Source organism: Rhizobacter sp. P2_D12, assembly GCF_056404395.1.
Genome location: NZ_JBFUEB010000157.1, coordinates 1 through 10,703 on the forward strand (window position 1 = coordinate 1; position 10,703 = coordinate 10,703).

The window sequence follows — 10,703 nt, forward strand, 5'->3', positions numbered from 1 at the left end:
CTCAGGTACTGGGCGATGGTCTTCAGCTCGGCGTGCGAGAACTGCTTGACTTGCCCGACCATGATCGCGTTGCTGCGGCCGATCTGCGGGTTGCCGTTGGTCTGGTAGGCCTTCAGCGCGACGAACAGGTAGTCGGCATGCTGGCCGGCCAGCTTCGGGTACGAGCCGTCGATCGGCTTGCTGAAGTTCTCGCCGTGGCAGGACACGCAGTTGCCCTTCTTCAGCAGCGCATCCACCTGCGGCGTGGCCTCGGCCTTGTCGGCCAGCTTGGGTTGTTCCTTCGGCAGCTGCTCGTAGTACGCGGCCAGGTCGGCCATGTCCTGCTCGGTCAGCGGCGCGGCAATGGCGCGCATCGTCGGGTGCTTGCGCTCGCCCTTCTGGTACTCGCCGAGCGCGGCGACGATGTACTTGGCGCCCTGGCCCGCGATCATCGGCACCTTGTGGATCTCGGGGAAGCTCGCCTGGTAGCCCGGGATGCCGTGGCAACCGATGCACATCGCGGCCTTCTTCTCGCCCGCCTTGGCATCGCCCGCCTTCGCGTCCTGTGCCGACGCCGTGCCGACCAGGCCCGTCAGTGCGACGGCAGCGGCAAAGGCCTGAATCAGATGGGGCAGATTCTTCAGGGAGACCGGCTTTGTCATGGCAGCGTGATTGAAGTTTGCGAGGGGCTAGGCTTCGAACAGCGGGCGATTATAGGGCCCGCCTTATACTGGCCCGCACCCCCTCCAACCCTGCGCCGCATGAAGTTCCAAGGCTCCGACAACTACGTCGCCACCGACGACCTGATGCTGGCCGTCAACGCGGCCGCCACGCTGAAGCGCCCGCTGCTCGTCAAGGGCGAGCCCGGCACCGGCAAGACGATGCTGGCCGAGGAGGTCGCCCGCTCGCTGGGCATGCCGCTGTTGCAATGGCACATCAAGAGCACCACCAAGGCACAGCAGGGTTTGTACGAGTACGACGCGGTGAGTCGCCTGCGCGACAGCCAGCTGGCCGACGTCGACGGCGGCGGGCGCGTGCACGACATCCACAACTACATCGTCAAAGGCGTGCTGTGGCAGGCCTTCACCGCCGAGCAGCCGGTGGTGCTGCTGATCGACGAGATCGACAAGGCCGACATCGAATTCCCGAACGACCTGCTGCGCGAGATCGACCGCATGGAGTTCTACGTCTACGAGACGCGCGAGCTCATCCAGGCGAAGCACCGGCCGCTGGTCTTCATCACGTCGAACAACGAGAAGGAACTGCCCGACGCCTTCCTGCGCCGCTGCTTCTTCCACTACATCCGCTTCCCGGACGCCGACACCATGAAGCGCATCGTCGAGGTGCACTTCCCGCAGCTGAAGAAAGAGCTGCTGTCCGCGGCGCTGCGCAACTTCTACGAGGTGCGCAACCTGCCGGGCCTGAAGAAGAAGCCCAGCACCAGCGAGCTGCTCGACTGGCTGAAGCTGCTGGTGGCCGAGGACATCCCGCTCGAGGTGCTGCAGAGCAAGGACGACAAGGTCAGCGTGCCGCCGCTGGTGGGCGCGCTGCTGAAGAACGAACAGGACGTCTCGCTGTTCGAGAAGCTGGTGTTCATGCAGAAGCACAACCGGTAGCACGCCACCGATGAAGCCTGTCGCCAAAGTCACGCTGAGCAGCGATCGGCTGCGCCTCGAACCCCTGGGCCTGCAGCACCTGGACGGCCTGAAGGCCGCCGCCGCCGACGGCGAGCTGTGGAACCTGCGCTTCACGTCGGTGCCCGAGCCGCACGAGACGCTGGCCTACATCGAGCGGGCGCTGTCCACGCCCGACCGCCAGCCGTTCGCGGTGGTCGACCCGGCGACGAACCGCGTGCTCGGCAGCACCAGCTACCACGACATCGTGCCGGCTATCGACCGCCTGGAGATCGGCTACACCTGGTACGCGCAGAGCACGCAGCGCAGCCACGTCAACACCACCGCCAAGCTGCTGCTGCTGACGCATGCGTTCGACACGCTGGGTGCCAAGGTGGTCGGCTGGCGCACCGACAACTTCAACCATGCCAGCCAGCGCGCGATCGAGCGCCTGGGGGCGCGGCGCGACGGCGTCATCCGCCACCACGCGCTGCGCCGCGACGGCACGGTGCGCGACACGGTGATGTACAGCCTGACCGCCGGCGAATGGCCCGAGGTGCACGCGCACCTGCAGTGGCAGCTGGCGCGTCCGCGCTGAGCGCACGCGCCGCCTGCACACGGTTTTTCCACGAACGCCGCTCATGAGGCGGTCCCTGACATGCCCCAACACAAGACGCTGAGCATCGATGACCTGTGGTCGCTGGACCGCGTGGGTGGCCTGTCGCTGTCGCCCGACGGCGCGCAGGCGGTCTGCTCGGTCAGCAGCTACTCGATGGAGGACAACAAGGGCCAGTCGGCGCTGTGGCTGCTGTCCACGTTCGGCGGCGCGCCACGCCGCCTGACGCATGCCGGCGAGAAGGACGGCCAGCCCGCCTGGTCGCCCACCGGCGAGCGCATCGCCTTCGTCGCGCGGCGCGAGCAGGAGGGCAGGAAGGACGACACGCCGCAGCTGTACCTGATGGCGCCGGACGGCGGCGAGGCGCGCCGCATCAGCGATTTCGCGCCCGGCGTCGATGCCTTCAAGTGGTTCCCGGACGGCAGGCGCATCGCCTTCGTCTCGTGGGTGTGGCCCGGCCTGCGCGGCAGCGCGGCGCAAGGCAAGCAGTACAAGGCCTTCAAGGACCGCAAGGAAACCGCCTACGTCACCAGCGACGCGCAGTACCGCTACTGGGACCGCAACCTGCCGATGGACCGGGTGGCGCACCTGCTGGTGCTCGACGTCGAGACCGGCCGCATCCGCGACCTGTTCGAGGGCAGCGGCTACGAGCTGCAGCGCAACGACCCCGATGCGCAGGCCTTCGACATCTCGCCCGACGGCCGCCACATCGCGTTCGCGTTCGACCCGCAGCCCGAGAAGCGGCTCGACCATTGCAAGGCGCTGGCCGAGGTGGCGGTGCGCAGCGGCAAGATCGAGGTCATCGCGCAGGACAAGGCCTGGGACCTCGAAGCCCCGCGCTACAGCCCCGACGGCCGGCGCATCGCCTTCCTGGCCAGCCACCAGGGCAAGCGCCACACGATGCCCAACCATGCGGCGGTGCTGCAGCGGGGTGTCGATGCGCCCATCCGGCAGCAGGTGCTGACGGGCGACTGGGACCATGCGGTGAACGCGCCGATCCGCTGGGCCGCGGACGGCAGCGCGTTGTTCTTCACCGGCGAGGACCAGGCGCGCTGCCACCTGTGGCGCTTCGACATCGCGGGCCGCGCGGCCGGTGTCGAGGTGCAGGGGGGCTGGGTGCAGGGCTTCGACGTGGCGGGCGACGTGGTCGTGACGGCCGCCGACGCGATGGACCATCCGGCGCGCGTGCATGCGCAGCGCGCAGGTGACGYGGCCCCGCTGCGGCTGGAGCAGTTCAACGACGACAAGCTGAAGGGCATCCGCCTGGGCCGTCACGAGGACGTGCGGTTCAAGGGTGCGCAGGGCGACGAGGTCCAGGCCTGGGTGGTGTACCCGCCGGGGTTCGATCCGAAGAAGAAGTACCCGCTGGTGAACAACATCCACGGCGGCCCGCATGCCGCGTCGGGCGACACCTTCCACTACCGCTGGAACAACCACCTGTTCGCGGCGCAGGGCTACGTGGTGGTGTGCGTCAACTACCACGGCTCGAGCGGCTTCGGCTACGGCTTCCTTGACAGCATCACGCACCGCTGGGGCGAGCTGGAGCTGCAGGACGTCGAGGCCGCGACCGACCTGCTGCTGAAGAAGCCGTACATCGACCGCGGGCGCGTGTTCGCGGCCGGCGGCAGCTATGGCGGCTACATGGTGGCGTGGATGAACGGCCACGTGAAACCGGGGCGCTACCAGGCCTATGTGTGCCATGCCGGCTGCTTCGACTGGACGGCGATGTTCAGCGACGACGCCTACACCTGGCATGCGAAGGAGCTGGGGGCCTGGTACTGGGACGATGCGGCGAAGGTGAACTCGCAGAGCCCGCATGCGTTCGCGAAGGCGATGAAGACGCCGACGCTGGTGATCCACGGCGCGCTCGACTACCGGGTGCCGGACCAGCAGGGGCTCGCGTACTACAACACGCTGAAGGCACGCGGGGTCGATGCGCGGCTGGTGTGGTTCCCGGACGAGAACCACTGGATCCTGAAGCCGCGCAACAGCAAGCTCTGGTACTCCGAGTTCTTCAGCTGGCTCAAGAAGTTCGACAAGAGGTAGCGGGGCCTGCATTCGGCGCGGGCAAAGGCGCGGGCGGAGATCCCGGATTGGCATCCGGGCTACGAATACCGGGTAGCCCGGATGGCAATCCGGGACAGAGCGAAGCGCCCATCAAGCAACGCGCCGGGGAACTGGCTTTGCCAGGCCCCTGGCGTGGCGCCCCTTGGGGGCAGGAGCGAAGCGACTGGGGGGCCAACCTCCCTCGACTGGGGGGCCGTCATTTCACCGCAACAGGTTCGAGATGTCCCAGGTGAGGCCAAACCGCGGATCCTCCCAGCCCGGCACCCCCGGCCGCTGCACGGTGCCCAGGTCGAACGCCACCCGCCGCGGCACCAGCCACCAGCGGGCCCCGACACGGTTCACCTCGGTCTCGCGCGTCATCAAGCCGTTGCCGATCCACTCCGCATACAGCGTCCCGCTCGGCAGCGGCTGCCACACGCTCGACAACGTCGCCCGGTTGCGCGGCACACCCGCCACATCGCGGCCCAGGTTCATCTTCAGCGCCCAGCTGTCGGCCAGCCGCAACTGCGCCCCCGCGGCCACCGTCGCCTGTTCGGTGCGCAGCCCCGGCGCCGTCTCGGTGCGCAACCCCGCCCAGCTGACCCGCAGCGAGGTCTGGAACGACTCGCCCAGCCGCTCCGTCGTGCTGGTGTCGACGCGCGAACGCACCTGGCTCGGCCCCACGTCGGTCGGCTTGGCGCGCGGCGTCTCGACCTGCCAGTTGACGCGGTCGCCGCCGCAGCGCCGCGCCAGCAAGGCCTCGTAGTCGGCCCCGCCCGCATCGGTGAACGGCTCGACGCGGCACGGCACCGGCGGCGCCGCCTGCACGGCCGCGGCACAGCCGGCCAGCAGGGCAGGCACGGCAATGCGCGAGAACGGCACGAACGCCGGAAACTTCATGTCACCCAGGGAAGCAGGAATGTCGGCGCGAACATGATGCGGGAAGCCTCCGTAGGACAGGCGAATGTCGCAGCGCAACATATGGAGATCCGCACAGCGCCGGTGCACGCCGCCCGTGCCGAAGACCGCGTCACAATAGGCGTGCCGTTTTGACGTTCGTTCCACGTGGCCCGCCATGCTGACCAACTTCTTCTTCACCCTGCGCGCTGCCAAGCTGAAGGTCTCCGTCAAGGAATACCTGACGCTGCTCGAGGCCATCCAGGCCGGCGTGATCGACGACGAGGGCGGGCCCACCGTCGACAAGTTCTACTACTTGGCGCGCACCTCGCTGGTCAAGGACGAGGCCAACTTCGACAAGTTCGACCGCGCCTTCGCCGCCTACTTCAAGGGCGTCGAGCTCCTCACCGATTTCACGCAGGACGTGCCGCTCGACTGGCTGCAGAAGAAGTTCGAGCTCGATTTGAGCCCCGAGGACAAGGCCGCGATCGAGAAGATGGGCTGGGACGAGCTGATGCAGACGCTGAAGAAGCGCTTCGAGGAACAGAAGGAACGCCACGAAGGCGGCAACCGCATGATCGGCACCGGTGGCACCAGCCCGTTCGGCGCCTACGGCTACAACCCGCAAGGCATCCGCATCGGCCAGGACAGAAGCAGAAACCGCAGCGCCGTGAAGGTGTGGGACCAGCGCCAGTTCAAGGACTACGACGACACGCTCGAACTCGGCACCCGCAACATCAAGGTCGCGCTGCGCCGGCTGCGCCGCTTCGCGCGCGAGGGCTCGGACGAGGAGCTCGACCTGGACGACACCATCCGCTCCACCGCCGCGAACGCCGGCTACCTGGATATCAAGATGGTGCCCGAGCGCCACAACAAGGTGAAGGTGCTGCTGCTGATGGACGTGGGCGGCACGATGGACGAGCACATCCACCGCGTCGAAGAGGTGTTCAGCGCCGCCAAGGCGGAGTTCAAGCACCTGGAGTTCTACTACTTCCACAACTGCGTCTACGACTTCATGTGGAAGAACAACCGCCGCCGCTACAGCGAGAAATTCCCGACCTGGGACATCCTGCGCAAGTACAACCGCGACTACAAGCTGATCTTCGTCGGCGACGCGACGATGAGCCCCTACGAGATCCTGCAGCCCGGCGGCAGCGTCGAATACAACAACGAGGAGGCCGGCGCCGAATGGCTGCAGCGGCTCACCCATGCCTTCCCGAAGTTCGCGTGGATCAACCCCGAGCCGCAAGGCGTCTGGGGCTACCGCCAGAGCATCTCGATCATCGCGCAGCTGATGAACCAGCGCATGTTCCCGCTCACGCTGCAGGGCCTCGAAGGGGCCATGCGGCTGCTGAGCAAATGAGGTCGCGCGGCGGCGTTGCACCGCTGGTCCGGCTGCTGCGGCGCGCCGCCGTGCTGGCCGCCGCCTGCGCGCTGGCGGCCTGCGCGATGTTCAAGCCCGACACCGAACCCGACAAGGCGGACAAGGCCGACACCGCCGCCGCGCCGCCGCCGTCTGCCGCCGCCTCGGCACCGGCCTTCGCCGCCTACCGCCTCGAGGTCGAGGCCCCCGACGACCTGAAGGCCATGCTGGTCGCCTACCTCGACCTCGGCCGCTTCCAGTCGTCGACGCAGGAGGGCATCACGCGCGCCGAACTCGACCGCCTGGCCGCCGCCGCACCGGCGCAGGCCAAGGCCTTGCTCGAGACCGAGGGCTACTTCAACGCCGAGGTCGCCACCCAGCGCAGCGAAACCCCCGAAGGCCTGCCGGTGATCAGGCTCGACGTGACGCCCGGCCCGCGCACCCGCGTCGACAAATGGGACCTGCAGATCGAAGGCGAGCTCAAGCAGGGCCTGGACGCGAAGGACCCGACCGCGCGCGAGACGCTGGAGCGGCTGGAAGACCAGTGGCCGCTGAAGCTCGGCCGGCCGTTCCGCCAGAGCCTGTGGGCCGAGGCGAAGAACGAGACGCTGGCGCGGCTGCGCGCCGACGGCTACCCGGCCGCGCAATGGGCCAGCACCGAAGCGCGCGTCGATGCCGCGACGCACACGGCCACCATCGCCGCCGTGATGAACAGCGGCCCGCTGTTCCACCTGGGCGAGCTGCGCATCGAAGGGCTGCAGCGCTACGACGAGGGCGCGATCCGCAACCTGGCCGACTTCGGCCCCGGCACGCCGTACACCGAGAAGCGCATCCTCGACTTCCAGGAACGGCTGGGCAAGCTGGGCCTGTTCGAGAGCGTCTCGGTCGAGATCGATCCGGACGAAGCCAAGGCTGCCGCGACGCCGGTCACCGTGCGGGTGCGCGAGCAGACGCTGCAGCAGGCCACCTTCGGCATCGGCTACAGCGACAACACCGGCGGGCGCATCACGCTCGAGCACCGGCACCGCCGGCCGTTCGGCTACAACGCGCAGCTGCACAACAAGCTCGAGCTCGGCCGCGACCTGCGCTCGTGGGACGCCGACCTCACCTCCAACCCGACCGGCGGCCAGTACCGCAACCTGATCGCCACCAGCGTGTCGCGCCTCGACTCGGCCGGCGCCATCACGCTGAACTCGCGCGTGCGGGTGGGCCGCTCGCTGGACACCGAGCACATCGAGCGGCTGATCTTCGTCGAGGTGCTGGACTCGAAGCTCACCAACAACGACGTCGAACAGGACAGCCGCGCCGTCTCGCAGAACTACAACTGGGTCTGGCGCGACGTCGACAGCATCCTGCTGCCGACCAAGGGCCTGACGGCGTCGATCCAGGCCGCCGGCGGCTATGCGGTGAACAACTTCGCCAGCAACGGTCCGTTCGGCCGCACTTACGGCCGCCTGACCGGCTACTGGCCGCTCGGCCAGCGCTGGTACGGGCAGGCGCGCGTCGAGGTCGGCGGCGTGTTCGCGAAACCGAGCGTCGGCATCCCGGATGCGCTGCTGTTCCGCGCCGGCGGCGACGACTCGGTGCGCGGCTATGCCTACCGCTCGCTGGGCGTGGTGCGCGACGGCGAGGTCTACGGCGGCCGCTACCTGCTGACCAGCAGCGTCGAGCTGGCGCGGCCGATCTCGCCGCGCATGCCCTCGCTGTGGTGGGCGGTGTTCGCCGACGGCGGCAATGCGTCCGACACCTGGGGCCACGTGAACTCGGTGTACGGCTATGGCGTCGGCCTGCGCTGGCGCAGCCCGGTCGGGCCGCTGCGCATCGACTATGCGCACGGACAGGCGGTCGACGAGAACCGGCTGCACCTGAGCGTGGGCATCGCGTTCTAGTGCCATGACGGACGAGCAAGCCGCCCCGCCCGCCCCTGCCGTGCCGCCGCCGCCGCGCCGCTCGCGGCGCCGCCTGGTCGTGGTGCTGGGCATCGTCGCCTTCGTGCTGCTGGTCGCGCTGCCGGCCACGCTGGTCGGCGTGGCGCTGTGGGCGGCCGGCACCGACAGCGGCACCGCCTGGCTGCTCGGCAACGTGGTGCGCGCGCTGCCGCTGCTGCAGGTGAGCGAACCGCGCGGCTCTCTGGTCGGCGATTTCAGCGCGCGCCAGATCGTCGTCGTGATCGGCGAGGGCCAGCGCATCGTCATCGATGCGCCGAGCTGGCGCGGCCTGAAACTGTCGTTCACGCCCTACCCGCGCAGCTGGGCCGCGGTGCATGCCGACGCGATGTCGGCCGACAAGGTGACGGTGCAATGGAAGTCCACCAGCACCGAGCCGACCTCGCTGCCGACCTCGCTGCGCTCGCCCGTCGAGCTGGACGTCACCCGCCTCACGGTCGGCACGCTGCTGGTGCCGGGGCTCGAAGAGCACCCGATGCGCGACATCGCCGCCAAGATCGAGATCGGCGCCGAGCGCGGCACGCTGCACCGCGTCAGCGACCTGGCGCTGCGCCTGGACGCGCTGCAGGTGGCCGGCCGTGCGCAGATCGGCACCGACGGCGACATGCCGCTGCAGCTGCAGCTGTCCGGCGTGCAAAGCCAGGCCGCCGACGCGTCGCTGCCGACGCTGCCGGCGTGGGCCAGGACGCTGCGCAACGACTGGCGCGCCCAGCTCGACGCCAAGGGACCGCTGGCGCGCTTCAACACCCAGGCGACGCTGCGCGCGCAGGGCCAGGAGCTGGACGCGGTGGCGATCGTCGCGCCGGCCGAGCGCTGGCCGCTGCCGCAGGTGGAGGCGACGACGCGCGGGCTGGACCTGTCGGCGCTGCTCACCAGCGCGCCGCTGACGGCCCTGAGCGGCAACGTCAGCATCGCGCCCACCGACGGCCAGGGCGGCAAGGGCGGCCTGGCCGCGCGCGGCACGCTGCGCAACGACAAGCCCGGCCGCTGGGACGAGCAGCGGCTGCCGCTGCGCCAGCTGAGCTTCGAGCTGCGCGGTCGCGCCGACCAGCCCAGCCAGTTCGAACTCGCCTCCTTCGAGGCGCTGCTCGCCGGCAACGCGAAGAACGCCGGCAGCCTGACCGGCAAGGGCCGGGTCGACGGCGGCAACTTCGAGCTGAACGCACAGCTCGACAACCTGGCCCCGGCCGAGCTCGATCCGAACCTGCCGGCGATGACGCTCAGCGGCCCGATCGCGCTGTCCGGCCAGGCCCACCCGCCGCTGCCCGACGGCAGCCCGCAGCCGCCGAGCTTCAAGGCGCTGGTCGACCTGAACGGCCGGCTCGCGCAGCCCGCGCGCGCGGTGCAGCTGAAGATGGATGCGCAGGGCGACGAGAAGCACATCGAGCTGCGCGAGTTGCGCGCCTCGGCGGGCGGCGCGCAGGCGACGCTCAGCGGCACGGCCGAACGCGGCGATGCGCAATGGCAGGCGAAAGCGCGCGGTGCGCTGGTCGATTTCGACCCGGCGGCGTGGTTTCCCGGCCCGCCCGAATCGGCGTGGCATGCCGGCCCGCACCGGCTGAACGTGAAGGGCGAGCTGTCGCTCACCGTGCCGGACAGCGTCACCGGCCCGGCACCGCGCAACGCCACGCTGCTGGACCGCCTGGCCGCGCTGCGCGGCGAGCTGACGGCCACCATCGGCAACAGCGCGCTGGCCGGCGTGCCGCTGAGCGGCGACGTCGCGCTGCGGCACCCGGGCGCGGCGCTGCCGTTCGCGGCCACCGTGAAGCTCGACGCCGGCGGCAACCGCATCGATGCCGAAGGCCAGCTGGCCACCGATGCCAAGGGCGCGGCCGACCGCTGGCAGCTCAGCGCGAACGCCGCGCAGCTGACGCGGCTGCAGCCGATCCTGAAGCTGCTGCCCGGCGCACAGGGCTCGGGGCTGCTCGACGGGCTGAACGGCAGCTTCACCGGGGAGGCGGAACTGACCGGCCGCTGGCCCGACGTGCAGACCCGGGGCAAGGGCGCGCTCGCCAGGCTGCGCGCCGGCCCGCTGACCATCGCCCAGGCCGACCTGCGCTGGCAGGCCGGCACCAGCGCCGATGCGCCGCTGGAGTTGAACGCCGACGTCGGCCAGGCCACCTGGCGTGGCCAGGGCATCGACAGCAGCCGGCTGCAGCTGCAAGGCACGGCGCGTTCGCACACGCTGACCTGGCGCAGCGAGCTGAGGGCCTTGCCGCCGGCCTGGGTCGACAGCGTGCAGC

The 10,703-nt window shown here is 69.7% G+C and carries 8 protein-coding genes; 6 read left to right on the forward strand and 2 right to left on the reverse strand.

Features of this window, described 5'->3' with window-relative positions; translation table 11 throughout:
- Positions 1 to 641, reverse strand: a 641-nt coding sequence (locus tag AC1DYN_RS29795; protein ID WP_477965937.1) for a c-type cytochrome, incomplete at its 3' end; no start/stop codon positions are given.
- Between the two features lie 99 nt (positions 642 to 740).
- Here AC1DYN_RS29795 and AC1DYN_RS29800 point away from each other — a divergent pair.
- Genes AC1DYN_RS29800 through AC1DYN_RS29810 form a run of 3 tightly spaced genes read left to right on the forward strand, consistent with a single transcriptional unit; the run spans position 741 to position 4,254 of the window.
- A complete protein-coding gene (locus AC1DYN_RS29800; protein WP_477965939.1) occupies positions 741 to 1,595 on the forward strand; it encodes an AAA family ATPase in 855 nt (284 codons plus the stop codon).
- A 10-nt stretch (positions 1,596 to 1,605) separates the two neighbouring features.
- On the forward strand, positions 1,606 to 2,190 hold the full coding sequence (locus AC1DYN_RS29805) for a GNAT family N-acetyltransferase (protein WP_477965941.1): 585 nt from the start codon (positions 1,606 to 1,608) through the stop codon (positions 2,188 to 2,190).
- A gap of 60 nt (positions 2,191 to 2,250) precedes the next feature.
- Positions 2,251 to 4,254 carry a S9 family peptidase gene (locus AC1DYN_RS29810; protein WP_477965943.1) on the forward strand — a complete coding sequence of 668 codons (2,004 nt, stop codon included), beginning with the start codon at positions 2,251 to 2,253 and terminating at the stop codon, positions 4,252 to 4,254.
- A 222-nt stretch (positions 4,255 to 4,476) separates the two neighbouring features.
- Here AC1DYN_RS29810 and AC1DYN_RS29815 read toward each other — a convergent pair whose 3' ends face one another.
- Positions 4,477 to 5,154, reverse strand: coding sequence for a hypothetical protein (locus AC1DYN_RS29815; RefSeq protein ID WP_477965945.1), 678 nt, complete (start codon positions 5,152 to 5,154; stop codon positions 4,477 to 4,479).
- Positions 5,155 to 5,329: 175 nt separating this feature from the next.
- Between AC1DYN_RS29815 and AC1DYN_RS29820 the strand changes: the two genes are divergently transcribed.
- The 3 genes from AC1DYN_RS29820 to AC1DYN_RS29830 form a co-directional block, all read left to right on the forward strand.
- Positions 5,330 to 6,514, forward strand: coding sequence for a vWA domain-containing protein (locus tag AC1DYN_RS29820; protein ID WP_477965947.1), 1,185 nt, complete (start codon positions 5,330 to 5,332; stop codon positions 6,512 to 6,514).
- Positions 6,511 to 8,403, forward strand: a complete 1,893-nt coding sequence (locus tag AC1DYN_RS29825) for an autotransporter assembly complex protein TamA (protein WP_477965949.1) — start codon at positions 6,511 to 6,513, stop codon at positions 8,401 to 8,403. The genes AC1DYN_RS29820 and AC1DYN_RS29825 overlap by 4 nt, the downstream gene beginning before the upstream one ends.
- A 4-nt stretch (positions 8,404 to 8,407) precedes the next feature.
- A partial coding sequence (locus tag AC1DYN_RS29830) for a translocation/assembly module TamB domain-containing protein (protein ID WP_477965951.1) occupies positions 8,408 to 10,703 on the forward strand: 2,296 nt, incomplete at its 3' end.

Excerpts from the sequence above, each read along its gene's own strand:
- AC1DYN_RS29815 (WP_477965945.1), bottom strand. The coding sequence starts at position 5,154 with ATGAAGTTTCCGGCGTTCGTGCCGTTCTCGCGCATTGCCGTGCCTGCC.
- AC1DYN_RS29800 (WP_477965939.1), top strand. The coding sequence starts at position 741 with ATGAAGTTCCAAGGCTCCGACAACTACGTCGCCACCGACGACCTGATG.
- AC1DYN_RS29805 (WP_477965941.1), top strand. The coding sequence starts at position 1,606 with ATGAAGCCTGTCGCCAAAGTCACGCTGAGCAGCGATCGGCTGCGCCTC.
- AC1DYN_RS29820 (WP_477965947.1), top strand. The coding sequence starts at position 5,330 with ATGCTGACCAACTTCTTCTTCACCCTGCGCGCTGCCAAGCTGAAGGTC.
- AC1DYN_RS29825 (WP_477965949.1), top strand. The coding sequence starts at position 6,511 with ATGAGGTCGCGCGGCGGCGTTGCACCGCTGGTCCGGCTGCTGCGGCGC.